The sequence below is a fragment of the Limnothrix sp. CMB-01 genome, from assembly GCF_055193175.1.
Genome location: NZ_CM143720.1, coordinates 1,206,272 through 1,231,737 on the forward strand (window position 1 = coordinate 1,206,272; position 25,466 = coordinate 1,231,737).

A 25,466-nucleotide genomic window follows, 5' to 3' on the forward strand; every position below is an offset into this window, starting at 1 on the left:
ATTATGAATAACCATGAATTTCATGGATTTATGGTTAAAGCCGGGTTACACCAAATTAGATGGGCGATCACATCAGCGTTCGGTCTCAACGTTCGGCATCAACGCCCGAGTGAACGATCGAATGAATGGTCGAAGAGACTGCTGCATCATAACTAGCCCATGGTTCTACCCTACCGCGCTCTAAGGACTGACGATCGGGCTGATTCTTGGCAGCAGAATTATTGATTATTTATTAATCATATCAATGATATCAATCGTTCTTCGGCTGCTTCTAAAGTGTTGCTCGATTGTCTCAAAGTTGGCCATATTCACAGCGATTAAACATGCTCAACTGAGTTGTCCCTTGGTTTTAGTATTCCCTGAGACAGTTTGCTGAAGATTTATAAATTTCTCTTCATTAAAATTGCGAATTCAGGTCAGTTAGGGATAGGCCAAATGTGCCAATGGCGCGTCCCTATAGTGCGTAATTGCCTAACTGTTCTGATAGCTACCGACCTCCAGCGGGGGTTCAACCAAGCTGGGCAGGGTGATGGTGACGGTTGTTCCCCGATCGAGCTGACTATCGAGGCGGATTTGCCCCTGGTGAACTTGCACGATCGCCTGGACAATGGCCAGCCCCAAACCCGACCCGGCAGATTGACCGGTGCGATGGCGCGATCGGGCCACATCGGCACGGTAGAACCGATCGAACAGATGGGGCAAGGCTTCCGGTGCAATGCCAATGCCGGTGTCTTGGACTTCGAGCTTTAAGGTGGGTTTGCGCAGGTCCCGATCGAGCCGAACCCAAACCCGCCCACCCGACGGCGTGTATTGAATCGCGTTGCCAATCAGGTTGGTGAGCAGCCGCGCCAACTGATCCCGGTCGCCCCGCACCATCCAGGCCCGCTGATCGGGAATTTCGCTGAGTTCGGGAATCAATTCCAATGCTTGGCGGGTGGCCAGGGCTATTTGCTCCTCGATCGCCTCCAGCAGCAATTCCGACAGATCCACCATTCCCCACTGGGGTTGCACAATGCCGCTATCTTGGCGGGCCAAAAACAACAGATCGTCCACCAATTTCCCCAGACGGCGAGTTAACCGTTCGATCGCTTCCAACTGCGATCGCTCCATTTGGGGGTTGGTTTCCGCCAACGCCACCTGCACATTGGTTTGAATGGTGGCGATCGGGTTGCGCAGTTCATGGGACGCATCGGCCGTGAATTGCCGCAAGCGTTGGTAAGACTCGCGCACCGGTTCCATGGCCAACCCCGACAACCACCACCCGATCGCCCCCACGGCCCCAATCAACGCCACCACCCCCAAGCTCAGGTCGATCGCCAACTGCTGGGCCGGCTTGGTCACCTCAAACCAAGGGTGACTGACTCGCAAATAGCCCAAGGGTTGCCCACCCAGCGCAATGGCTTGAGTGCGTTGCCGCAACACCAACGGCGGTTCCACCGGCCCCCGCCCCTCGGTTGGCTTCTCGGGCCCGTCGCGCAACACTTTCACCGTTTCACTTTTGCGAGTGGGATGCAGGGGAATGGTCAAGGGTTCCGCGAAGCTGGTCCAAAGCTGCTGGCCCGTGGGGCTAAACCACTCCAAATCAATTCGATCATCTTCCACATCATTCCAAACCGTGCCCGTGTTGTCCCGAAAGCTAGCTTCCAGGTTCACCCGGGCCCGAGTAATCATCTGCTGTGGATCGATGGCGGCCAGGTCGCGCACCTGCACCGATTCAATCACTAACGATCGAGCCACCAGTTCGATCGCATGTTCGATCGTGTCATCTACCCGATCGACCAGCGTGGCCCTCGCGTAACCATAAAAGGCGATCGCCGCCACCAGCACCAACACTGCTGTTACGGTCGCGTACCAAAGGGCCAGCCGTCGCCGCGTTGTCTGAAACACGATCGTCCTCGAATAATGAGTAGTTGCATTCTCCCCAATCGTAATTCATTCGATCGGCTTGATTTAGCCTCTGAATTGACTTGAGCTGGCTAGTTAGTTAATTTTCTGGGTAATTTTTGATTAACTTCTTGATAAACTTCTTGATTAGTTTCTTAATTAAATTAATTGACTCAATTTTTTGACTAAACTGATTGATTCAATTTATTTTTGAATTACAACCTTTACCTAGAACGATCGGTACGTTATACCACAGATACTATGAAGCCATTATTAGGTGGGCAATGCCCACCCTACAGCCAACTGTGCTTAGTAATTGAGGTAAAGGCTGTAGTTGATTGAATTGGTTGATTGAATTGATCGGTTTGACTTTAAGAATTTAGATTGACTTCATCTCATAAATAATGAACAAATCGTGGGGTGTAAACTTCACACCCCCAAAAAACGCAACCTAGTTACAGTTCACCACGAATTTCTTCAACAATGCCATCCCGTAGCAGAATTTCAACCTGCATCTTGTCAATCAAATTATCACCCTGTTGCACCTGAAACAGGCTTTCCATTTGCGTTTGAATCACTTCCTTGTCCAGCTCCAAGGAGTGAACCCGATTGAGCTGTTGCAAAACTTGGTTTTTTTGCCCCAGCATTTGGGATTTCTGTTCGTTCACCTGGGCCTGAATATTTTCAATTTGGCGAGTCACTTCCGGGCCGGGCGGTTGAATGCTCTGGCGCTGAATTTCCGCGATCGCCCGCTGACCTTGGGTTTCCAGTTGCTGTAACTGGCGATCGAGCTGGTCAATTTGCCGCTGCAATTCAACCTGCGCGTCTTCCTTCCAGCGCGGCGTAACAACGGCCTTCACAATCACAGGGCGCTTGAGCCACAGGCCCGCTGAAGTCGTATCCATGGGAGTTTGCACGCTTGAGGTGTCCTGGGTGTTGATCATTGGTCTCAGTGTTTTTGCATCGGCCAGAGACCATGGCCCGGGCGCGATCGTATCGCGGGACTGTGAGCCATGGCAATCAACCCTTTGCCCCCTTCACTTCATATTGGCCCGTTAATCGGCCATTGGCTTGACCAAAAATTCATCAAAAAACTCAGGAACTGCCCCTACGATCAGGGGAGAAAGTATTAAACCTTTTGGGTGTGTCTCCGGTTTCTAGCCATCAGATCAAAGCTTCAATTGCAAGCCAAAGTAATTTTTTATACTTGCAACGATTCAGGCGAAACCGCTCTCTAACTTCGCAACCGTTCCACTCTCTGAAGTCTTCTCTACTCATGCGTAACCACATTCCTTCCTTCCTGCTCAAAGCAACCGTCACCGCCTCCGTAGCAACCCTGAGTGTTGCAGCCGGATCGGCCCAGGCATTTGACATCAATCCCCGTAGCACAGCGCCGGATTACTTCCAAGAAGTGTTGCCTTCCATGGCTCCCTTCGTCGGCAAGGAAGCTCGGAAGTTAGACCCCAACGAAATTAACTTCCGCACCTTGGATGAATCGCTGCTGCAACTGAAGCATGACCACGATGTGAAGGTTTACTTCCTCGGTGAAACGGCTGGCGGCTATCGCAACCGTCTGGACTTTGCCACCACCGGAACAACGGTTACGGCGCAGACGAAGATTTTTGGGGACACCTCTTGCAGCCCCAGCCAAAGCAAGACCTTGGTGAACTTCAGCGGCTTTTGCCAAAATCCGAACGCTGCTGTCGCAGGGCGATCGGTTCAAGACAGCCCCCTGAATGTGGGCGATTGGGTGAACCTGGGCAAGTTCAAGGCTGGCACGATCTTTGATTTCAGCCTGGTTTCCAACTGGATTAACGGCGGCATTTCCGGCAAGGATGTGCGCACTGGCAAGACGGTTCCGGGTCAGTTCCGGGCCAATGCGAAGGACAATCCCGATGGCAAGCAACATGCCATGTCCTACTTCTACGAAGATTTGCTGGTGCTGGCTTTTGAAGATCTGTGGGGCGGTGGTGACCAAGACTTCAACGACACGGTGTTCGTGATCGACTTCGGCCGCAAGAACAACCGTGAAATTGCAGGGGTAGCCACGCCGGAACCGACGATCATGATGGGTCTGGGCCTGGTGGGTCTGGGTCTGGCTGGGTCGGCGAAGCGTCGCTCGCGCAAGTCTGATACCGCATCCTAGGGCTTCGACATCTGCGGATAGCAGGAGTTGGGCTAGGGTTGCTGAACTCTCCGGGTTCTGAAGTCTGAACAGTCAGGATTTTGCAGAAATTGAACTGAGTCGAAGTTGATCAAAAGACCCCGGGATTCTCAATGATGGGAATCCGGGGTTTTTCTAATGTTATTGATCAGGTGCTTCTGATCAGAGGCGTTGAATCAGATTCTGGTCTGGGCCAATCTTAAGCCAAATTTCCCAGCCAAATTTCCCAGCCAAATTTTCCAGCCAAATTTCCTAGCCAAATTTGTAGTGCTTGCGAATGGCTTGGGTGATGTTCCATGTGCAAGCCAAACCGGCAGAGAAGGTGACCAAATCGCCTTTGCGAATGGTGACGGGTTCACCACCCTCGGGGGTGACGGTCACTTCACCTTCAAGGATGTAGCAAGTTTCCGCTTCATCATAGGTCCATGGAAATTCTGAAACTGGTTTTGTCCAAATGGGCCAGTTGTACACGTCCAAGGCCGCGAGTCGATCGGGAGTGGGGTGCGATTCAAGCTGAATAGTAGTGGTTGTGCTCATGGCAAAACATGGAAAAACACTAGAGAATTGATGGCGATTGTAGGACGGGATGGATTGAACTTGGCCAAGGGTCGGGATTTGTAAAGATCGGCATCCCTAAAGATCCGCATCCCAAAGAGCAAACTCAAACAATCAGCATTCAAAAGGTCGGCACTTGAAACCCCCAACTCACGCCGCTGTGAATTCCGATGCTGGACACCGGGCCCGATCGCTCCGGTGGGGAGTGCTGTTGGCGGGAATGGCGGCCATTTCAACGGGGGCGATTTTTGCTCGCTGGGCGATGCAGTCGGCGGGGCGATCGGACTGGGGATTTGGCCTGTGGTTGGCGGCGGGACGGGTGACGTTGGCGGCGCTGGCGGTGGCTCCGGCTTGGCCCCAAACCGGGCGATCGCCCCGATCAGCCTGGCCTTGGGCCGTGGGGGCGGGGGCTTGCTTAGCGCTGCACTTCGTCTGTTGGCTCAGTTCTTTGGGTTATACCTCGATCGCCGCCTCCACCGTGTTGGTGACCACCACGCCGGTTTGGGTGGCCATAGCTACCAGTGTTATCACGCAGAAATTTGCGGGTTGGATTGCTTGGGCTGGCCTGGCGATCGCCTTGGCGGGCAGCGCCGTGATTGCCCTCAGCCAAGATGCCGGGACAATCGGCAGCGATCCTCTGTTGGGGAATGGGTTAGCCTTGGCAGGAGCCTGGGCCGCAGCGGGCTATCTGCTCCTTGGGCGAGTTGCCCAACAACGGGGACTGACCATTGGTTCCTACGCGGCTTTGGCCTATGGCAGCGCGGCCCTGTTGCTGAGTCCATTGGTGGCCCTGTGGGGCGGCGGTTGGCAAACCATCACCCCCACGACGGTGCTGGCGATCGCCCTGTCGGCGTTGGTTCCGCAACTGATTGGCCACACCAGTTTTAATTGGCTGGTGACCCAAATGCCGCCCCTATGGGTCACCCTGGCTATTTTGTTTGAGCCGGTGGGGGCCAGTAGTTTGGGCTGGGTGGTGTTTGGGGAACAACCGGGAATTGGCGTGTTGCTGGGGGGCGTGATTGTGTTGCTGGGGGTGGTGCTGGTGGTGTTGGGGGGGCGATCGGCTCAGGGGTGACCCCAAGCCATTGGGCCGAACTGCGCTGAACTCTGCCGAACTGTACCGATCACCAAGGCCATGGAGTGAGTGATGAAAGGGATAGTTCAGGGGTTGCCCAAAGGGAAGCCAACGGGGGCGATCGCCTGGGGGTAGAGGCACTGTCCGCAAGGATTTGAGGATTCATCGTGCTGAAGTTTTGGTCTGTGGCCGCATTTTGCACCTTTGCCCGATCGCGCTGGGCCCAAGAGCGAATCCCTGTGGGGCGCTGGTGGCGTTGGGCCCAGGCTTGGGCCGCAGCGGGCGAACCGGAAGCGGTTTTGGCCGCGCTGGAAACGGCGGTGATCCAGCGGCCTGGCTCCTTCAAATTGGTGCGGCAACTGTTGGACACTTACGGTCAAGCGGGCTATCGGCGGGCGGCCTGGCGACCGGTGCAACGGTTGGTGGCCGTGCGGCCCCGGGTGGCCGGGCGAGCCTGGGCCGCTTTGGGGGACTTGTATTGGGCGATGGGCGAGTGGTCGGAAGCCATGCGCGCCTACGACGAGGCCAAACAAAATCAGTATCAGTCCACCTATTTAGAGGAGCGGGCGGCCCGCTTTTGGGCCAGTCGTCAGGATTGGACGCGGGCCAAGGGCGCTTGGTGGACGGCGATCGCCTGGGAACCGAGCGATCGACCCGATTGGCACGAGGCACTCTGCTTTGTGCTCCTGAGCGATCGCGACTTTGACGGGGCGATCAAGGCCGGAGAAACGGCCCTGGCCCTGGGGGGCGATCGGGCCGTGACTTGGCATCGGTTGGCCCAAGCCCACCGGGAACGGGGCGATCGCCCCACGGGTAACCGCTGTTTGCGGCGGGCCTGGCAAGTGGGAGCCAAGGATCCCTGGAGTTGGTTTCCCCAGGTCAGTGAATGTGCCGATCGCCCAGAATGGCAACGGGCTTGGCAAATGTTGCAGAGTGCGCCGGACTTGGACTTTCCTGAAACGGCCGCCGATTATCGCCGCTGGTCGCAACTGGCCAGTCAGGCGGGGGATTGGCCAGCGGCCATGGCCGCCCTCGATCGGGCCTTGACTTTGGATCCGCAGGCCCCACCCAGTGATTGGTGCGCCTTGGCGGATCTCTGCGCGCGATCGGGACAAGACCACCTGGCCAGCCTGGCTTGGCAACGGGCCTTAAGCGCCGGAGCCAATCAGGGCGGGGTCTACTATGCCTATGCCGAATCCCAGCCCCGGTCATCATTGCCCGATCGTTTGGCCCTGTGGCGGCGAGCCATGCAAGATAACCCCACCGATCCCCGGGTGTATGACAACTATGGCCAAACCCTGGAAGCGGCCAACCACCCGATCGCCGCGCTGGCCGCCTACGGTCGAGCCATTCTGCTCGCCGGCCGACGTTTGGATATTCCCTTTCGACAAGGGGGAACCCTGTTGCAACAATTGGGTTGGTGGCGGCTGGCCTGCTGGTTTTGGGATCAAGCCAGTCTGCTCGCCCCCGATAGCGTTTGGTTCCAAGCGGAGCGCCAAGCGGCCCTGGCGCGTCGGGCCCAGTCACAGGGGCAATGGCAACGGGCGATCGACCATTTCATGGCCGCCCTACGCTATCAGCCGGAATTTTGGCCCGCCTACGACGGCATTCAAGCCGTACTGGCGGCCGCCGGATTGCCACCGGCCGATCCATCGCCCACTTCCCCGAGCCTGTTTTGCCAACTGCCTGATGGTCTGGCGGAAGCCACCAGCCTCCTGGCCACCAATTGGCAGGGCGTGGCGGACGAGCTGCCGGGGACAGACTGTCTTCCCGCCTTTGAACCGGAAACCCATCCCCTCCGCGATTCCCAAGGCTTGGGCGATCCCCTGCCGGAATTACAGGCGATCGACCATACCTTGGACGCGCCGGCCGCCTACACCGTTGCGATTCCCCAGGGGCGAGCCTGGGGCGATAACCTGTGCAGCGTGGTGTTCAATGCCCAAAATCAAGTGATTCGTGACTGTTCAACGGGTTACAGCGCCATCGTTGCCAGTTCGCCCCACCTGCCGCCGCCCCAACACTTCGCCGGAACGGTGGCTTTTTTGGCCACGCGCTGGGGCAAGGTCACCTATTTTCACTGGATGTTTGATCTGTTGCCTCGGTTGGAGGTGTTGCGGCGATCGGGCTTTGCGTGGGACTCGATTGATCGCTTTGTGGTCAATCTATATGAATTGCCCTTTCAGCACCAGAGTTTTGAGCGGTTGCAAATTCCCCTGGAAAAAGTGGTGGCCTGCTGCCATACGGAATGGTTTGGTTCCGTGGATCCGGTTCAAGGGCGAATTCCCCACTTAACGGCCGATCGGCTGTTAGTGCCAGCGATTCCCGAGTTGCGAATCTATCGGGGATCGCGCTGGGCCCATCAGTTTTTGCGCGATACCTTTTTGGAGCCGGCCCGCATTTCCCGCTTTCCCGATCGCCTCTACATCACCCGCCGCAGCGCCGCCTACCGCCAAGTGCTGAACGATCGGGAGGTGATTGCAACCTTGGAACAGTTCGGCTTTCGGGCGATCGACCCGGCCCGCCTACCGCTGGTCGATCAGGCAGCGGCCTTTGCAGCGGCCAAGGTGATTGTGGCGGTGCATGGGGCCGGGCTAACGAACCTGGTGTTTGCAGAGCCGGGCACGAAGGTGATTGAAATTTTCCAGCCCAGTCACCGCCAAAACACCTACTGGCTCCTGAGCAACTTGGGCGGCTTGGAACACTATCACCTCACGGCGGATCTAGCGCCCGGCGCGGAACAGGCCACCGCCGTGCAACAGAACATTACGATCAACCTCGATCGCCTGAAGGCCCTGCTGAAGTTGGCCGGAATTGATTAGGCCTCTTGCATCAATCAAGTGCTAACAATTCCTGACCATTGCACCGTCTTCGTACCGTCGCGGCGATAGGAAAAAAACCGATCGCCCTCGCAATAGGTGCAGTGGGGCGCAATGGTAACCTGCTCCCGATCGAGGCCTAAGTTCAACACCTGTTGGACGATCGTTTGGCGCACATCCAACCGCGCCTTCCCCGGTTCCGGATCCGGCAACACGGGCGGCTGTTCCCAACCTTGGGCCTCCTTCAGGGGCACAGCCAGCGAGGCCACCACCTCTTCAGCCACCGCTTCCGTCACTTGATAAACCGAACCGGAAATGGCCGGGCCCAGCGCCACCCGCAAATCCGCCACTTGACTGCCCTGTTGGCGCATCCGCTCGATCGCCTTGGGCACAATGGCCGCCGCCGTTCCCCGCCAACCGGAATGCACCGCCGCCACCTGACCGGTTTTTAAGTCCGCAATCAAGGCCGGGGTGCAATCGGCGCTGCAAACCCACATCACCTGCCCCGGGCGATCGCTCAACAGGCCATCGGCTTGGGGATAGGTGGATTGTTCGCTGGCGGTGGCCGTCGCCTCTTGGAGCACGGCCCCTGCTGTGATTTCTGCGATTTCCGCCGGAGCCACCACCCGATCGCCATGCACCTGCTTGACTCGGAAAGTTTGGGCCGCTTCATCCAGCACCGGGGCCAACTCGGCCGGCGGGCGGGGGGCAAAGTGCCGGGTAAAAAAACCGTGGGGAATTGGCTCCAACAGGGAGCAGGTGAGATAGGGCAGTCCTTGCCAGTTGCGCCAATGCCAGCCAGTCACGATCGAGCCTCCCAAGGGTTCTGAGTTGGCATGATAGGTGGAATGTGCAATTTCTCCTAACTTGAATGCTGGAAAGTTTCAAGGGTCGGGAGATGGTTCAGGCGATCGAAATTGGCGCTATGCGTACAAAATTGATGCATTTTTATGCGTCTTTATGCGTCGGTCTCCAGTTGTCGCAAGCGCTCCCGTAATTCTGCTAACTCTGCCAGGGCGGCTTCTTTGGCTTGGCGCTCTTGATCACGTTCTGCTGCAGCTCGATCGCGCTCAGCTAACACATCACCGATCTCGTCTGGCATCGGTAGCCATTGCCCTGTGGCCTCATTAAAGAATCGCAAGAGCGGCCCACAAACTTCTAAGCGCAACCCCAACACAGCACTTTGGTTGTCTGTGATGGGTAAGTATGCCTCGCAGGGGTCACCGTCCGGTGTGCGACTCGGCCCTAATTGATAGCCGCGTAATTGGCCCTCAATCCACTCGTTTTTGGGGTCAAACAGCCAGTATTCCTGTACCGATACTTTTTTGCTAACGGATGCTAACAAATACATAAGTCGAGATGGTCTCTCAACCAAGGCGTATCAACCAATGCCCGTAGGAAGATCCCACGAGCACCATTGAGATCCCGATTCATTGATCGCCCATCGATTTTCGACTTGATGACCCGAGAGCCGCCAATCTTCACGATTTCACCTGTCCACGAAACGGTTTTAGAGGTGTAGGCTTCATTGATGTTGGTCAAGGCAATCTTGCCCAACTCCCAAGCTTTCCACTCTAAATGTTTCTTGAACTGGTAATGCGATAGGGTCAACATTTGCCGCACGGTTTTCGACTTGATCTTGCGACGTGATTTGCTCACCATTTGAGAGGATTCAAAGCTGGGCAACAAAATCACATCAAAGTTTTCAGTCAGGAACCGCGCGGTTTTGTGGTGAAGTTCTTTCACCAGATGTTGCACCTTGGAACGCAGGCGATCGGCGGCTTTCTTGAAGCGGCGCTTCTGGGCTGATTGAGCCTTGGTAATTTTGGAAGTCAGGCGATCCAGCTTGAAGCACAGCTTTTGAATCAGCAAGTTCGAGTCATTGCCAATCCATCCGTAGAAGGATTCAGCAAAGAAGGTCATAAATGTGCGGACACCGGGATCTAAGGCAACCACCCGTCCTTGGTTTTCGGACTGAATGGGTTGCACTTCTGTTGAGGTGATCAGGTAATACTCACCATAGGCAAGTGTCAACCGACCATCACTGAAGCCATCAGGAATTGATTCTTTTAGGGTTGCTTTTCCCAAGATGGTGTAATAGACACCGTTTTCACTGATGGCTGATTTGGGGATATAGATCGTCTGTTGCCGATCTTTGCGCCTGCGGAAACGGCACTTGCGAATTTGTCCGTCTTTTTTGAAGCTTTTCTTGGCTTCCCGAACGGCCGTGCAAGCATCTTTGACCGCAATCTTTTTGATCTGATAGGGAACGGACTTGGCCCATTCCGGTAGCGCACCCAAGATGATGGGCGCAACTGCCATCCAATTGGCTTTGGTTCCCGGCTCCTGAAGATGTTTGATTGTGGTGTTGTAGACGTACCTGGAAACGCCAAACCATTGCTTCAGAAGCGCTTTTTGATCAGGGGTTAGGAAGATTCGGATCTTCCTGGATCGCCTTCCGGTAGCTTCTGAGTCCGGGCATTCGACGAGAGAAGAGGTGAAGGATGGCGAGAAGATCGGCTGTGAGTTCTGATTCTGGGCAGTGAACAGATTGGTCGAGAACCACGAGTTCGCCACCGTTTTGTTGAACCATGAACTCGAACAACTCGAATCCGAATCGACACAATCGGTCTCGACAGGCAACCACAATTTGGAGCTGATCGCCGCGCATGAGTCTGACCAGTAGGGATTGCAACCCTTTTCGCTTGAAGTTGAGACCTGATCCGATGTCTTGGATGATTTCGGCTTCGGGGTAGCGATCACGCATGAACTGGACTTGTCTTGCGAGATCGTCCCGCTGCTTGGCAGAACTGACGCGGCAATAGCAAACAACGGTAGATCGAGTTGCCTTGCGTCCATATGACTCGACGTTATAAAGCCGCTGGCCCGCCTCGTTTCGGATGGTTTCGATCTTCCCTTCATCTGCGTACTTTCTTAGCGTATTTGGATGCAATCCCAGAAATTCGACCGCTTTTCTGAGAGGGATGTATGCCATGGTTAAATATTGGCATACGTTAGCGAATGTTAGTAAATCAATTACTGTTGATCAACCCCCATTTGTTGATAGAGCCAATGTTTATGGTGTTGGTCTTCCTGGCGAGTGCCGGGGGAGGTGACTTCAAAAATAACGCTGGGAATTTCCCCCTCTTCCCAGATTTTGTAGTTGTCTCGGCCACCGGGAGCCACATTAAAAATCAACATCACATCGGGAGCCACTCGCAGCCGGGGATAGCCTTGGCTGTAGTAGAGGAACTGATTTGCTAACACGGTGGCTTGCTGACCCCGCAAGTACCATTCCAGTGCCTTCAAAACGGTGATGAGCGCGTTGAAATGGAGATAGGTTTCGGCGATGCGCTTGCCGTCGGCGGAGGGATAAACAATCTCAGTTAGTTGGGCTGAGGGGGCCGCTGGTGCGATCGCGCTGTCAGGGGTGGACTCCTGGGCAGTGGACAAGCTCGACATCGGCGGGGCGATCGGACGATCGCGGGTCAATTCAATCCCTATTCTAGAGATCCCAAAAATGGCTGGTGCTGGCTGGCTGGGGGCAAGGGGTTTAAACCCCTTGTCTGGCTGGGCTGGAGAAATGAAATGGGGGCGATCCGCTGGGTGACCCGATCGCGGTAGGGTAAGGGGCGATCGCCATAAGCATGACCTCAAAAATCAGCAAGCAATTAGAAAACCATTGGTGTTGAAACCCACCCCGATCGACCCCGCAGAATTCAGCGCCGCCGTGTTGCGCGAAACGGCGCGGCTCGGTGTTCGGTTGCCCAGGTTGCAGGTGCTAGCGGAGACTGGCTCCACCAATCAGGTGGCCTGGGAGCTGGCCCAAGCGGGGGCCCAGCCAGGGACGATCGTGATTGCGCTGCAACAGTCGGCGGGGCGGGGGCAGTGGGGCCGTCAATGGTCGTCGCCCTTGGGCGGGTTATATCTCTCTCGCTATTTTGCACCCCAGTTGCTACCGGAGGATGGGGCCCAACTGACCTTGGCGGCCGCTTGGGGCCTGGGGCAAACCCTGCGAGATCGGGGTGTGCCGGTGGCGCTGAAGTGGCCCAATGATTTGGTAGTTCGGGGGCGCAAGTGGGGTGGGCTGCTGACGGAAACCCGATTGGTGGGTGGCAAGATTGCCCGCGCGGTTACGGGGTTGGGGTTGAATTGGGCTAATCCGGTTCCCGAGACGGGGATCAATGCCACAGAGTTGTTTTCAGAATTGGAGTTTCCAGAATTAGGGTCTCCAGAACGATCGCATGATCAATTGGATCAATCATCAGATCAATCAGTAGATCGTCAATTAGTAGATCGCCTAGATCCTTTAGATCCTTCAAGTCATTGGGTCGATCGCTCATTGAACTCGTCCAAGATTTCTGATGGCTCTAATTCGCTACATGGGGCCAGTGCATTGGCGAATCAGGCGAGTCAACTGCCCCCCCCGCCCCTGTTGCCGCCGACTGATTTCCCTGCGGAGGGTGGGCCACCGATTCGATCGCTGGCGGAGTTGGCGGCCCTGGCGATCGCGGGTTTAGACCGGGGCGATCGACAACTCCAAACGGGCGGCATCGAAAGTTTTTTGGCGGATTATTTGGAACTGCTGGAAACCTGCGGGCGATCGGTGCAAGTGGGCGATCGCACCGGAATCGCCGTGGGCATTACCCCGCGCGGAGAACTCCGGGTCAAGTTTTCTGATCAACTGGCTGCGGAACTGCATCTCCCCCCCGGCGCGGTGCGGTTAGGCTATGCGCGATCACCCCAAGCGCCTGAGCCCCCCGGCCCAGATGGTGGCAAGGTTACGGATTTTTTAAAGAATCCTTGAATAGTCTTTTCGATTTCCGCGAGGTTGTGTTAAGCGCTTTTGCTTTTTCCCTTGCTATCATGACTGAGGACTGAGCCGGAACCCCCTGACCCGTCATTGCCATTCCTGAAGAGAGCAGTAACGTCCTCAGGCTTTGGCAACTGTCCTGGCTCCAAAGCCCCGGTCAAAGGGTGCGTCAGCCGTTTTTGGCTGTGATTTCAGACCGTGGCTCAACATTTTCTGAACATTTTGGGCGATCGCGCCGTCTAAGGCTCGGTGACGCTTCCCCAGCGGCTCGTCCGCCCGAAGCCCACTGCGCTCCTTCTGGAACCAGGTCTTTCACGCTGTTTTTGCTGTACCCGTCCCATTACGCCATGCATTGCGCTCCCAACCGCGCCATGAACCACCGCCCCAACTTCCCCACCCGTCTCCAACGCCGTCGCCGTCGCATTTTGCAAGGTCTCGGGTGGGTTGGCGCAATGACCAGCTTGCTCGGCGGACTGGCAACCCCAATCCGGGCGATCGACGCGGCCCCCAGCGGCGGTTCCGCAGACTTGGCCCCGGAAGCACCCGCCGCACCGCCGGAACCGAAGCCCGCCGCGAATCCCGATCGCCCAGCCCGAATTGAGCGGCCCGCACCGGCTGTGGAACGGACTCCCCAACGGGAACTGCCGAACGTTCCTCGCCTGGCCCCCTCCCCGGAAGAGCGCTCCACCAGCCGCGGCCCGATCGACCAGTCCAATGATTTCAACTTGGGAGCCACCCAACGCCAGGCCCCGCCCAGCGAAATTCAGTTCACAGAACGCTCCACCGGTTGCGCCAGTGTGGGCGGCCGCCTCAGCGCCGGTTGCACCGTGACCCGATCGCCTGGGCAACCCGGCCAAGCTGGCCACCCCGGAATTGTGGCTATTCCCACGGGCGATCGGGGTTCCCACCTCCAAATGGGCAGCCCCATGCGCCTTGGTTCCGTGGGCAGTGCCCTGCCGGCCCAATCGCCCATCTCCGTCAAAATCGGCCCCCTAACCGTGGGCTTAAACGGCGTGAACTTCGATGCCAACAGCTACTATTTCCGCAGCGGTCGCCCCAAGGGCCTGTTGGGCAATGGCAACCTAAAAATGCTGTTTCCGCTCACCAGCCTGGCTCCAATTTCCTCCTCCTTTGGTTGGCGGGTGCATCCGATCCTGGGCTACAGCCGCTTTCATGCGGGCACTGACCTTTCGGCTCCCTTGGGCACGCCCGTGGTGGCGGTGTTGGATGGCAAGGTCTCGATCGGGGGCTTTTTGGGGGGCTATGGGCTAACGGTGGTGTTGGATCATGGCGACACGCAAAAGACCCTTTACGGTCACTTATCGGAAATCTTTGTGAAGCCGGGAGCTACGGTTAAGCAAGGGGAAGTGATCGGTCGGGTGGGCAGCACGGGCATGTCCACGGGGCCGCACTTGCACTTTGAAGTTCGTCAGCTCACGGCCCAAGGTTGGGTGGTGACGGATCCGGCAAAGTTCCTGGCAGGCGCAAGCAGCCCGATCGCCGCTGCTGACAAACCCAAGGATCCCTTTGAAGCGTTGATGGCCGCCACGATCGAGGCGGTGAAGTCTTCCTATAAAGTCCAATACGCCGTGATCGACAATTCTAAGCCACAGTAACAATTAGTGCTAGAGACAGCCTGCTTAGGTTTGTCTCTAAAGTTTAGGCTTTATTCTTGTGGCAGATACCACACTTCTTCAACTGGTGTGCTTCATAGTTATCTAGAATAGCCTGATGCTCCTTTAAACCCACACCCCGAATCGTTACGTCTGAAGCTTCTCCGCGTCGAACTCGAATAATTTGTCCCATCAGCAACCATTTCAGCTTATCAAGATGAAAGCAGCTATCGTTCCAGTGATAGGTTGTTGTATTCGGGTCTATTAGTCCACAGTACTGACTAATTTCAGCGTACAAATGATAATTTTCCTTTTGGGTTTGGAAGAATTTTTCACAAAGTAAAAGTTCAACCTTTTTGAGTAAAGATATCTCTACCCAGGATAGTGTTACTAAATTTTCAGTGATAAAGTCATTAACCTTAAGCTGCACCAACTCAGTCCATTGTTTCTCATGAATAGAAGAATCAACCTCTCTAAGGCTATATAACTGCTGCAGTATATCGTTCAACTTTGAAAATTGAACTACTTCTGCCTGTAGACCCAAGCCCGACAGATTGGAGAGCAGTTTTTGTTTTGATTTTCTAAAAATTTCTTTTCTATCCCAGAACACCAGTTTCTTGGATACTATCGGAACCAAATCAGTCTCTGAATCAAGATTTTGGTCGAGGAAATCATACCTCTGTCGCGACGTATCTAGAATGTCTAGTATCCTTCCATAAGAATCAGTTCTTTTACAAGAAAAATTGGCTATGAAATTTGTAATGAGCATATAAGTTTGTATTTCAATACTTAAATCTTCAAAATCTTGTCTTCTCCCAAAGTTTCGTCGAAACTTATCGTCGAGTTCACTGAGAACATTATTAATTTCTTCAGAGATTTTATGGATCGAGTGAGAACAAGAAATCAAACGAATAGCAACTCTATGAGGTAGTTGACAATCACTATATTGATTCCAAACAATCATTTTAGACAACATATAGTGAGAAAAAGCATTAATTCCCAAAAAATAAATCATTGGTAGTCTTTTTGAAATTTTTTTGTTTAAGTTAATATCAGCAGGCCGAATCTTAGGAAACTCGAACCAGATTTTTTGTTGACGTTTTGCTATTTTATTGATTTCAAGGATATAAGGCACATATTTCACGAGAGTTGACACTGCCAACCCTCTTGCACCTCCGAATTGTCTTGATAGCTGAACTATCCCACAAACACGATCTACATGTTTACGATAAAGGGGGGATCCACTCATGCCCGGCTGAATATCTGAGTCTTTTAATTTGTATGCTGTATTTCCCCACTCTTTTTCATAATATGGCCCCTCATAAATCAAAAAACTAGCTTCACCTTCATTGGGTTGACTATAGTCTGCTGACGGATATCCAAACGTGTAAATTTTGTCGCCTGGCTCAGGGTCATCGAGTTCTAAATCTATAGAAGGAGGCGGAGTGTTTAAGGACTTTTGAAAATCGATTTCTAAAATTGCTATGTCTAGCCAGCTCAGTGTTTCATCATCATCGCGATCATGAAATTCTTTAATAGAACATTTCCAATTTCTCCTTTCACCTCTCCAGGTAAACGATATATCATCCAATGATGATGCAACGACGTGGCCACATGTCAGAATATGATTAGAGCCTATAAAAAAGCCAGTTCCCGTTGAATTATTAGTCTCTATCTTGACTGTGGATAGCTGCAGTTTATCAAGTGACATCGGATTAGTTTAAGAAGTTCTTTGTTTGGTTACCGCTCAAGATTCCATTTCATAGTCACTTTAAAGTTCGCTTTGCTACCACCTTGTACAAGGATTGCTGACAACTTTCCTGTTTCCAAGGATGCTTCAAGTCCCATTTCAATACTGATTTCATCAGGGCATGCAACATCTGATATTTGCTTTACGCTATCTCCTAAATCTTTAGCCAGAGACTCAAGCTTTTGCATTACACCTTTGATAGAAGCCTTGGACGAAGAGACAGGCTGATCTCCAATAGTCTCAACTTCCACATAGATTATTGTCTTGTCTGAAAGCTCAACAGGGATTCGACGCGGGCTTTGACTGTTATGAAATCCACTCATATCCGTTGATTGAATGACTAGCTTTAGCTGATGGAGCTACAGGTTGCAGTTCTAGTTTTTTCCAAGATAGCACAAAACAAAATTCACTTTTCAAAGGAATTCAAAGACGTGGCTCGTTATGAAAAGCTCAAAGGGCACAACCCAGCCTTGGTCAATATCATAATGATTGGGGCTAGGTATTGCAGTAATCCAGTTAGCCGACGCAGAGTCACACCTACGAAGCTTGTTAATCCATTAGCCGCAAACAGTAAAAGCAAGGTTTTGGATGTCAGCTCACCTGATTTAAATCATTTTAAAGGCGTAATACATCAGAAAAATTGGAAATTCTTAGATTCATATATAAGCCATGTCAATTTTCAGCATCATGACTGCAAACGATCGCTCCGCCCGATCGCCCCGTATTTCTGTATCCCTTGTGTCAAGATAGGTAAAACAACTTAACAAATCCCCCATCCAGATCGGTCAAGCCCAGGAGGTGCGAGCATGGTTGTCGCCACAGAACGTCCGCAAACCGAGAAGCGGTTGACGATTCAAACCGCCGAGATTGCCGCCCAAACCCTGACGATTCGATCGCTGGACTGGGATCGCGATCGCTTTGATATTGAATTTGGCCTGCAAAACGGCACAACCTATAACTCCTTCCTGATTCGCGGGGACAAAGTGGCCCTGGTGGACACCTCCCACGCCAAATTTCGCCAACTTTATCTGGATACCCTGAAGGGCGCGATCGACCCGGCCCAGATCGATTACTTGGTGGTGAGCCACACGGAACCGGATCACAGCGGCTTGGTGGCGGATCTGCTGGCCTTGAATCCTAATATCACCGTGGTGGCTTCCAAGGTGGCGATTCAGTTTCTGGAAAATCTGATTCACCAGCCCTTCAGCAAACTGCTGGTGAAAAGCGGCGAGAGCCTGGATTTGGGCCAAGGGCATGTGCTGGAGTTTTTGAATGCGCCCAATCTCCATTGGCCAGACACGATCTTTACCTATGACCACGGGACGCAGACCCTCTACACCTGCGATGCCTTTGGGATGCACTATTGCAGCGATGACCTGTTTGATGCGGATTTAGGGGCGATCGAGCCGGATTTTCGGTTCTATTACGAGTGCCTGATGGCCCCCAATGCTCGATCGGTCTTGGGAGCCATGAAGCGGATGGATGCCCTCCCCGGCTACCACACGATCGCCACCGGCCACGGCCCCCTGTTGCGCCACAACGTGGTTGAACTCACCGGTCGCTATCGCCACTGGAGCCAAACCAAGGCCGAAGCGGAAACCACTGCCGCCGTGTTCTATGTGTCCGACTATGGCTACAGCGATCGGCTGTCCCAGTCGATCGCCAAGGGGATCACCAAAACCGGCGTGGCTGTGGAAATGATGGATCTGAAAGCGGCTGATCCTCAGGAGTTGCGGGAATTGGTGGAGCGATCGGTGGCGCTGGTTTTGGCTGCACCGCCCCAAGGGGAATGCGAAGCGGCGATCGGCACCATCTTGACCGTGGCCAACAACAAGCAGCGGATTGGTGTGTTTGAGTCTGGCGGTGGCCAAGACGAGCCGAGCTATCCCCTGTTCAACCGCTTCCGGGATTTGGGTCTGAAGCCAGCCTTTGACGTAATTCGGATTAGCACCAAGCCCCAAGCGTTCACTTACCAACTTTGCGAAGAAGCGGGCACGGACTTGGGCCAGGCATTGATGGTTAAAGAGACCGTCAAGCAAATGAAGTCCCTAGATTCCGATTTGGATAAGGCCTTGGGTCGTTTGAGCGGCGGCTTGTATATCATCACGGCCAAGAAGGGCGATGTGGCCAGCGCCATGTTGGCCTCTTGGGTGGTGCAAGCCAGCTTCCAGCCCCTGGGAATTACGATCGCGGTGGCCAAAGACCGGGCGATCGAGTCGCTGATGCAAGTGGGCGATCGCTTCGTGCTGAACATCTTGGAAGAGGGCAACTACGGCCACCTGATGCGGCACTTCCTGAAGCGGTTTGGCCCCGGTGAAGACCGTTTTGCTGGCGTGGAAACCCAGCAAGCCATCAACGGCTCCCCCATCCTCAGCGACGCGCTGGCCTATTTGGAATGCCAGGTCAGCAGCCGGATGGATTGCGGGGATCACTGGCTGGTCTACAGCGCCGTGGATAACGGTCGGGTCTCGAAGGAAAATGCCCTCACGGCCGTTCACCACCGCAAAGTAGGTAACCACTACTAACCACCACGACTCCGGGGCGCGATCGGGTCAAGGGTTAATCAACAGCCGGTAGGGTGGGCATTATTGCCCACCTGACCCGTAGACCACTGGCTAATTCAACAACTCTCCTTAAACGGTGTTGCCCGTGCGATAGGGCGATGAATCGACCCGGCGCACCATGCCAATCACGCCCGGTTCGCCGGAAAAGTGAATCCGCTCACCGTACAAGTCGAGGCCAATCAACCGCCCCGATCGATGCAGTCCCGGCAGCAAGCAGCTTAAGGGGCGCTGATTGTCGCGAATGCAGTCTTCCAGCTTGTGAACCAGCATGGCTTGATAGTCCACGGGAATTAAATCCAGGATGGACTCCACCCGTGCCAATTCGCGCCGCCGATAGCCAAAAATTTGAGCAAAGCAGCGGTTAACGTAACGTAATCGCCCTTCAGCGGTGGTGATGTAAAGGCCGGTTTCTTCAAGGCCGCGGGCTTCGCTGGCGTTGACCGCACTTTGGATGCTGCTGGGGAGAATGTTGGAGCTGGCGATCGAGTCTTCAAAGGGGTTCGCCAAGGAGGGCAAGGCGTTGGACTCGCCCCCAAAGGACGGCGCTTCGTGGCTGAGGGGATCCTCTTTGCTTTCGTTTAGGCTGCTGGTGAGCTGGTCATAGAGCAAGGCGTTTTCTAAGTTGAGGGCGATCGCGTCGGCGGCAAATTGGGCCTGCTCCACACGCAAGGGGGTGAAGTGGTGCGGTTGGCTATGCATGAGGGTGGCCAGCGCCAACAGCCGTTTTCCGCGCTGGATGGGGATGCAAAGGGCCGATCGCACCGTGTAGGGTTGGTTGGGCAGTTGCAACCACCGCTCATCGGTCATGGTGTCCATCACGATCGCGATTTGTCGGTGCTGGATCGTCCAGGCTGCCAGCCCTTCTTTCAGAATTTGGTTAACGATTTCTCGCTTTTGCTCCCGAATGGTGGAGCCTCGGGCCAACAAACATTCCGTGGCTTGCAGGTGCTCATCGAGGAGAAAAATACTGCCCTGTTCTGCCTGGCACAGGGATTGCAGGGCTTCCAAGATCTGTTGAGTCAGGGCCCGCAACACCAAGCCGGTGGCGGTGGTCATTCGGGCTGTCACGATCCAACTGCCCAACAGTTCCTGCTGAAGACGAAGGGCAGCGTTGTGGGCATTAAGGCGATCGATTTCAGCATTGAGTCTGGAAACCTCGGGACTGGCCAAGATGCCGGACCCATCGCGATCGCTCATAACCTTGCTCTCCCAACTCGCCGCCGTGAATGCCAACTCTAGCCAAGGTATCACTCATCCCGAATTGCGGGGCCCCGATCGCGGAACTGGTCGCTTTTCGCCACTGGGCATCACCACCAGCGGCTGCCAAGGGACGATCGGGCAGCGGATTGGACGGGGTGCGCGGGGGTTGGCGGATGCTGGAGATGAGCCGATCGGGAAATGCCAAGCTTGGAAACGGCAAACTAACCTTGTCGTGCTCTGGCTGAGAATCTAGCGCTTGAGGGTCTAGCACCTGAGAATCTCGCCACTGAGGGGCTAATTTGCTGGCCGATCGCGATCCTTGGCGGGGGCGATCGTGTTTTCCATTCCCATTCTGGGTGAATTCTGGCAAAGGTGCTTGAACTTTTTCAGCATCTTTGGCAATATAAACAAGCTTGACCCACAAGCAACCAGGGTGACTGGCGCAACGGCAGCGCATCGGACTCTTAATCCGCTGGTTCTGGGTTCGAATCCCAGGTCACCCATTTTTTGAAGCAACACCCTGAGCCGCGTCTTGAATCGCTCATTCTGTTGCGTTATTTTGCGTTATTTAAAGTGAAGGCCGATGGCGGCCCAGAGTCGATCGAGATTGATATTGACCGCCACATCGTCGGCCAGTGAGTCCAGCAACATATCCCGGTGCTCCCGGTAGTCGGGAATTCCCGTGGGCAAGGAAGACAGACCCCGTTGGTGGCGCAAACGGTTGAGCCAAGCCCGCCGCCAAGGACTGCTATCAAAAATATCCGTCAGATAGGTTCCCCAAACCAGTTGGCTGCTGGACACCACGCCCAGCTTGGCATCGTCAAAGAGGGACTGCACGCTTTGGCTGTCCAAAATTTGGGTGTAGCTTTGGCGAAATTCACGGCTGGTGACCGGCAAGCCCGCTTGGGGATAGTTGGAGGTGGCCTGGCGTTCCCGATCGATCCAGTCGCCTGTGGTGATGCTGGAGATGGGCAACAGATCCAGTCCCATCAGTTCCTGGGAAGCGGTGTCTAGCCCTTGCAGTTGCACCACCTGGCGACCCAGCATCTGGAATCCTTCGCCAATGCCCAAAATAGTGCCGCCCGCGATCGCGTATTGCTGGAGATCTTCCGCAAAACCGGATTGGTGCAGGGTCTGGAGATCTTCGGCTAGGTTGTTCGATCGCGGCAAAACCACCGCGTCGGGATAGCCCAATTCTTGACCCAAATCAATGTAGCGAAGGGAAACCGTTGGCTCGGCCGACAGCGGATCCAGATCGCTGAAGCTGGCGATGTGGGGCAAGCGCACGGCGGCGATCGTGGTTTCAATGTCCGATTGACGACGACGGCGAGCAAACAGGTCGATCGACTCAGGCGAGGGGAAGAGGTTCTGGAGCCAGGGCATAACTCCCACCACGGGAATTCCGGTGCGCTGTTCCAACCAATCGCGACCGGGCTTGAGCCGATCGGGATTGCCCCGATATTTGTTAATGATGATCGCCCGTACCAATGCTTTTTCGGTTGGATCCATCAGCTCCAACGTCCCGATCGCGCTGGCCAACCAGCCCCCCCGATCGGCATCCACCACCAACACCACAGGCGCATTCAGGGTTTGCGCCAAGTGCAAGTTACAAACATCCTGCCCCGTCAAATACGCATCGGCCGGGCTGCCCACCCCATCGGCCACCAACACATCAAAGGACTGGGTTAACCGCTCAAGGGATTGTTTGAGCACCGCCCAGACCCGTTCCGGAGACTGATCACCGGAACAGCGGGGATTGAAATCCGCTTGGGGTTCCGTGCGGGCCGCCCAGGCTTGCACCGCCTGGAAATAGGCGATTTGTTCCCCTTGGTTGGTGGTGTAGAGCATCGAGGAGGTGCTTTGGGCTTGGAAGGGAGCCACCTTCAGGCCCCGTCGATACAGCAGCCGACCGAGCGCCGAAGCCAACAGCGACTTCCCGGCCGCGTTACCTGTGCCGATCAGCAAAATTGCTTTGAGAGCCTGTGTGTCCATAAACTTCAACTTCGGAACCGATAAACGATCGGTTATCCCAAATACTGCGATTACTGAAATGTTTTAAGGGGCAAGAGCCTTCACCACGGCGGGGAAGGATTCATGCCGAAGTTCGCGTCGAAATCCGGGCCGAAGCCGGGCGACAGAACTGGAAGCTGAAACTGAGCAATGATCACGAGAGACCGAAACTTAGAGCGGCCATCGTCCCCAGCGCCACAGACCATTCCGCAGGCGATCGCCCCATCGGCCCTGAGTCCAGGCGGCGGGGTTCGCCTGCCACCGATCGAGCAACAAAAACCCCAGGGGCGTGAGCCGGAATCGATCGGTCAAGCCTTGACCATCAACCTCCCGTCGTAACATCCCCACCTGAATTAGCCACATCAGTTCGTTTTCTGCGGCCAACTCGCCCAAGGGTGATCGGGTCATTGATTGTTGCACAGCCGCCACACCCACCAACTCCGCGATCGCCACACTGCGACTGCGCATGGACTCGTAGAACTTCACCCCAAACGGCGCACAACGGACAGCACGCGCGGCTCGATGCACCGTTTTCTCAGGATAGGTGATTTGGATTGGGTTCACCTGCTGATTTGCTTGCTCCGCTGTTTCCACGCCAATACCTCAATCCTTGCCTAGCTGTTGGTTAACCCTTGTGTTGGAAATGCTAAATCCTGGAAATGCTGAATCCTGGGAATTTTCAATGCTGAAGAATGTTGGAAATGCTGAAGAATGCTGGAAATGCTGAAGGTGGAAAATGTTGGCGATGAGAATGGTTGAATTTGGGCAATTTCGACCGCTAATGCACCCCTGCTGATTTCTATCTCCAAAGTACAGCGTCGTTGGATCTTGAGAATGGGAAATTCCGTCATTCAGAGCAGCCTAGTTCAGGATTGGTCGATCGCGTCAGTGGCCGATCGAATCCCGCAGTTTTGAGGCATCCCGGTCAATGATAGATGGGAAAAGGGATCGGCAAAGGAACTGAAGCTATGACTTTCCTCACCTCCGGGCGATCGCGCCGCTGGATTTACGGTTTGCTGGCCCTTTGTGCGGCCGTGATCACCACCCTCAGCACACCACCGATCGTCCAAGCGGTCGATTGGTTAGACCTGCTCCGACGCGGCTTTGAAGTTTATCAACTCTCGAATCTTTCCGATGCCCAAGAAGTGGATTTAGGGCGACAGATCGATCGGGAACTGAGCCGCCAATTACGATTGGTGAATAACAGTCCCCTCAATCGGCTGGTGGACTCGATCGGGCAGCGCCTCGCCGCCGTCAGCAGCCGCCCCAACATTCCCTACACCTTTCGGGTGGTCAACAGCCGCGATATCAACGCCTTTGCCACCATGGGCGGTTTTGTTTATGTCAATTTGGGGCTGATGGTTGCGGCCGAAAACGAAGCGGAACTCGCTGGCGTGATGGCCCACGAAATTGGCCACATCACCGAGCGCCATGTGGTCAAAAACCTGCGGAGCCGGGCCCTGTCGGACGGAATTTTGAGCGCCACGGGTCTTGATCGCCGCCGGGCCACCAGCCTGGGTGTGGAGTTGGCGTTAAATTTGCCCCGCAGTCGCCAAGCGGAATTTGAGTCCGATCAAGTGGGGGTGACCCTGCTGCAACGGGCCCAATATGCCCCGATCGGGTTGCCCAGCTTTTTACAAAAACTTCGTAGTCGGCGGGAACCGCCTGCCATCCTCAGCACTCACCCCAACAGTGATGAACGGGTGGCGCGATTGCTGCAACTGATTGGCCCCAATGGCAGCAATGGCATGGGGCTGGACAATGCGGAATATCAAGGATTTGTGCGATCGTCCCTGCGCTAACGGCCAGGCACTGAAAACGGGCGCTAAAAACGGGCACTGAAAACAGGCGATCGCCCCTAGAATCGACCCACCACGGCCTCTGGCATGATCGAAATCGTCGCTTCCGCCAGGGGCCGAATTCGGGTTTCACTGCGATAAATATTGACCTGGTAGACCATTTGCTGAGTGAGGTCAACGCCCGTCAACCAACCGCTGCGGGGGTGATAGGCTCCGGTGTCAATGTCCAGCCAGCCGGGCCCCCGAGCCAATTGCCCCGGTTCAATGCCCGGGAGCGTGAAGGTGATGGTGTGGCCCGTCACGATCGTTTTGTCGTTGAAGTAGGGCTGGGGGAAGCTGTGGAACGAGTCACGGATCCAACAAAATTGCTGAATGCCTTGCACATCTAGGGGCAAAGTGGGATCCACCCCCGCATGGACAATCCAATAGTCACCCCAATCAACGTAGAGGGGGAGCGATCGCATCCAGTCAAAGTGCGCGTGGGGAATTCCCGGCTCGCCATAAAAATCTTGGTAGCTCACCAGGGTCATTTGTCCACCGCTGAAGAGCCAGGCTTGCAGCGGTTGTTGCAGCACTTGACCCTCGTGCAAAATGTCCAGCAACATGCGTTCGTGATTCCCCAGCAAGCATTGGTAGGGGCTATGCATCACGAAATCCACCACCTGGGCACTTTTGGGGCCGCGATCGATTAAATCACCCACAAAGCAGAGCTGATCATCCTGGCCAGGTGCAATCAAGCCCAACAAGTGCATTAAGCCATCGTATTGTCCGTGGACATCACCAATGACAATTTTTCGAGTCGCTGAAGTCGCATCCATACCTATTATCTTGACGTGCGATCGCCCCAACATGCCAGTTCACGATCGCGATCTGATGGGGGATTTTTTCGCAGACCGCCGTTAATTCGACTTACAGCTTAGCGCCATCGGGTTTTGACCGCTTAATACCTGATCCACGATCGCCCGTGAGAATCGTCACAAGTTACGGTGACGAATGTAGCTGATCGAGCCGATCCAACCGATCGAGCTGCCGTTGTTCGATCGCAGGGGGCAGATCGATCGTGGGGACAAGGGGTTTAAACCCCTTGTCCGGGTGGGTTGGGGTTAGAAGAATCAGCCATCGCGGCCGGACTCGATCGAACCGATGGCTTGTGTTCAAACCCGCTTCCCGTTCCCCTCATCTTCAGTTCGTTGATTAACCCAATGGCAAAAGCCCGAACTGCG

The 25,466-nt window shown here is 54.8% G+C and carries 21 protein-coding genes, 1 tRNA gene and 1 pseudogene; 9 read left to right on the plus strand and 14 right to left on the minus strand.

Going from position 1 to position 25,466, the window contains the following annotated elements; translation table 11 throughout:
• Nucleotides 1-471 precede the first annotated feature (471 nt).
• Nucleotides 472-1,887 carry a sensor histidine kinase gene (locus tag ACZA91_RS05050; protein ID WP_463185015.1) on the minus strand — a complete coding sequence of 472 codons (1,416 nt, stop codon included), beginning with the start codon at nt 1,885-1,887 and terminating at the stop codon, nt 472-474.
• A 452-nt stretch (nt 1,888-2,339) separates the two neighbouring features.
• Nucleotides 2,340-2,789, minus strand: coding sequence for a YlqD family protein (locus ACZA91_RS05055; RefSeq protein WP_463185017.1), 450 nt, complete (start codon nt 2,787-2,789; stop codon nt 2,340-2,342).
• 371 nt (nt 2,790-3,160) lie between these two features.
• Between ACZA91_RS05055 and ACZA91_RS05060 the strand changes: the two genes are divergently transcribed.
• Complete coding sequence (locus ACZA91_RS05060; RefSeq protein WP_190354498.1) at nt 3,161-4,030, plus strand: DUF4114 domain-containing protein; 870 nt, start codon at nt 3,161-3,163, stop codon at nt 4,028-4,030.
• 270 nt (nt 4,031-4,300) lie between these two features.
• Here the strand turns inward: ACZA91_RS05060 and ACZA91_RS05065 are convergent, their stop codons facing one another.
• On the minus strand, nt 4,301-4,585 hold the full coding sequence (locus ACZA91_RS05065; protein ID WP_190533832.1) for a cupin domain-containing protein: 285 nt from the start codon (nt 4,583-4,585) through the stop codon (nt 4,301-4,303).
• 178 nt (nt 4,586-4,763) lie between these two features.
• Between ACZA91_RS05065 and ACZA91_RS05070 the strand changes: the two genes are divergently transcribed.
• Nucleotides 4,764-5,678 (plus strand): DMT family transporter, encoded by a 915-nt coding sequence (locus ACZA91_RS05070; RefSeq protein WP_463185019.1) that lies wholly within the window; start codon nt 4,764-4,766, stop codon nt 5,676-5,678.
• 167 nt (nt 5,679-5,845) lie between these two features.
• On the plus strand, nt 5,846-8,497 hold the full coding sequence (locus ACZA91_RS05075) for a glycosyltransferase 61 family protein (RefSeq protein ID WP_463185020.1): 2,652 nt from the start codon (nt 5,846-5,848) through the stop codon (nt 8,495-8,497).
• 14 nt (nt 8,498-8,511) lie between these two features.
• On the opposite strand, the gene pgeF is transcribed toward ACZA91_RS05075, so the two are convergent.
• From pgeF to ACZA91_RS05100, 5 genes and pseudogenes are all read right to left on the minus strand, one after another.
• Nucleotides 8,512-9,300: a peptidoglycan editing factor PgeF gene (gene pgeF / locus ACZA91_RS05080; protein WP_463185022.1), complete on the minus strand. Its 789-nt coding sequence runs from the start codon at nt 9,298-9,300 to the stop codon at nt 8,512-8,514.
• A gap of 152 nt (nt 9,301-9,452) precedes the next feature.
• Nucleotides 9,453-9,845 carry a Uma2 family endonuclease gene (locus tag ACZA91_RS05085; RefSeq protein WP_190533822.1) on the minus strand — a complete coding sequence of 131 codons (393 nt, stop codon included), beginning with the start codon at nt 9,843-9,845 and terminating at the stop codon, nt 9,453-9,455.
• Nucleotides 9,833-11,011 carry a zinc ribbon domain-containing protein gene (locus ACZA91_RS05090; protein ID WP_190808235.1) on the minus strand — a complete coding sequence of 393 codons (1,179 nt, stop codon included), beginning with the start codon at nt 11,009-11,011 and terminating at the stop codon, nt 9,833-9,835. Before ACZA91_RS05090 ends, ACZA91_RS05085 begins: the two co-directional genes overlap by 13 nt.
• Nucleotides 10,914-11,489 (minus strand): IS607 family transposase, encoded by a 576-nt coding sequence (locus tag ACZA91_RS05095; RefSeq protein WP_190533819.1) that lies wholly within the window; start codon nt 11,487-11,489, stop codon nt 10,914-10,916. Before ACZA91_RS05095 ends, ACZA91_RS05090 begins: the two co-directional genes overlap by 98 nt.
• Nucleotides 11,490-11,536: 47 nt before the next feature.
• Nucleotides 11,537-11,911 (minus strand): annotated as a pseudogene (locus ACZA91_RS05100) (Uma2 family endonuclease); the annotation flags it as partial.
• A 268-nt stretch (nt 11,912-12,179) separates the two neighbouring features.
• Here ACZA91_RS05100 and ACZA91_RS05105 point away from each other — a divergent pair.
• Together ACZA91_RS05105 and ACZA91_RS05110 are read left to right on the plus strand one after the other, a co-directional pair.
• A complete protein-coding gene (locus tag ACZA91_RS05105) occupies nt 12,180-13,301 on the plus strand; it encodes a biotin--[acetyl-CoA-carboxylase] ligase (protein WP_463185026.1) in 1,122 nt (373 codons plus the stop codon).
• 170 nt (nt 13,302-13,471) lie between these two features.
• Complete coding sequence (locus tag ACZA91_RS05110; RefSeq protein ID WP_463185028.1) at nt 13,472-14,923, plus strand: M23 family metallopeptidase; 1,452 nt, start codon at nt 13,472-13,474, stop codon at nt 14,921-14,923.
• A 43-nt stretch (nt 14,924-14,966) separates the two neighbouring features.
• Here ACZA91_RS05110 and ACZA91_RS05115 read toward each other — a convergent pair whose 3' ends face one another.
• Nucleotides 14,967-16,631 (minus strand): S1 family peptidase, encoded by a 1,665-nt coding sequence (locus ACZA91_RS05115; RefSeq protein ID WP_463185030.1) that lies wholly within the window; start codon nt 16,629-16,631, stop codon nt 14,967-14,969.
• 29 nt (nt 16,632-16,660) lie between these two features.
• A complete protein-coding gene (locus tag ACZA91_RS05120) occupies nt 16,661-16,993 on the minus strand; it encodes a CU044_2847 family protein (RefSeq protein ID WP_463185032.1) in 333 nt (110 codons plus the stop codon).
• A gap of 483 nt (nt 16,994-17,476) precedes the next feature.
• Between ACZA91_RS05120 and ACZA91_RS05125 the strand changes: the two genes are divergently transcribed.
• On the plus strand, nt 17,477-19,195 hold the full coding sequence (locus ACZA91_RS05125; RefSeq protein ID WP_099533097.1) for a diflavin flavoprotein: 1,719 nt from the start codon (nt 17,477-17,479) through the stop codon (nt 19,193-19,195).
• 108 nt (nt 19,196-19,303) lie between these two features.
• Here the strand turns inward: ACZA91_RS05125 and ACZA91_RS05130 are convergent, their stop codons facing one another.
• Nucleotides 19,304-20,431 carry a GAF domain-containing protein gene (locus ACZA91_RS05130; RefSeq protein ID WP_463185034.1) on the minus strand — a complete coding sequence of 376 codons (1,128 nt, stop codon included), beginning with the start codon at nt 20,429-20,431 and terminating at the stop codon, nt 19,304-19,306.
• A 4-nt stretch (nt 20,432-20,435) separates the two neighbouring features.
• Between ACZA91_RS05130 and ACZA91_RS05135 the strand changes: the two genes are divergently transcribed.
• Nucleotides 20,436-20,687, plus strand: a complete 252-nt coding sequence (locus tag ACZA91_RS05135) for a hypothetical protein (RefSeq protein ID WP_463185035.1) — start codon at nt 20,436-20,438, stop codon at nt 20,685-20,687.
• Nucleotides 20,688-20,865: 178 nt separating this feature from the next.
• Nucleotides 20,866-20,937 (plus strand) — tRNA-Lys (locus ACZA91_RS05140).
• A gap of 61 nt (nt 20,938-20,998) precedes the next feature.
• Here the strand turns inward: ACZA91_RS05140 and ACZA91_RS05145 are convergent.
• Nucleotides 20,999-22,426, minus strand: a complete 1,428-nt coding sequence (locus tag ACZA91_RS05145; protein ID WP_463185037.1) for a cobyric acid synthase — start codon at nt 22,424-22,426, stop codon at nt 20,999-21,001.
• 189 nt (nt 22,427-22,615) lie between these two features.
• Nucleotides 22,616-23,038: an Npun_F0494 family protein gene (locus ACZA91_RS05150; protein ID WP_199291458.1), complete on the minus strand. Its 423-nt coding sequence runs from the start codon at nt 23,036-23,038 to the stop codon at nt 22,616-22,618.
• Nucleotides 23,039-23,412: 374 nt separating this feature from the next.
• Between ACZA91_RS05150 and ACZA91_RS05155 the strand changes: the two genes are divergently transcribed.
• On the plus strand, nt 23,413-24,246 hold the full coding sequence (locus tag ACZA91_RS05155; protein WP_463185038.1) for a M48 family metallopeptidase: 834 nt from the start codon (nt 23,413-23,415) through the stop codon (nt 24,244-24,246).
• Nucleotides 24,247-24,302: 56 nt separating this feature from the next.
• Here ACZA91_RS05155 and ACZA91_RS05160 read toward each other — a convergent pair whose 3' ends face one another.
• Nucleotides 24,303-25,061 (minus strand): metallophosphoesterase family protein, encoded by a 759-nt coding sequence (locus ACZA91_RS05160; protein WP_099533092.1) that lies wholly within the window; start codon nt 25,059-25,061, stop codon nt 24,303-24,305.
• Between the last annotated feature and the right edge of the window lie 405 nt (nt 25,062-25,466).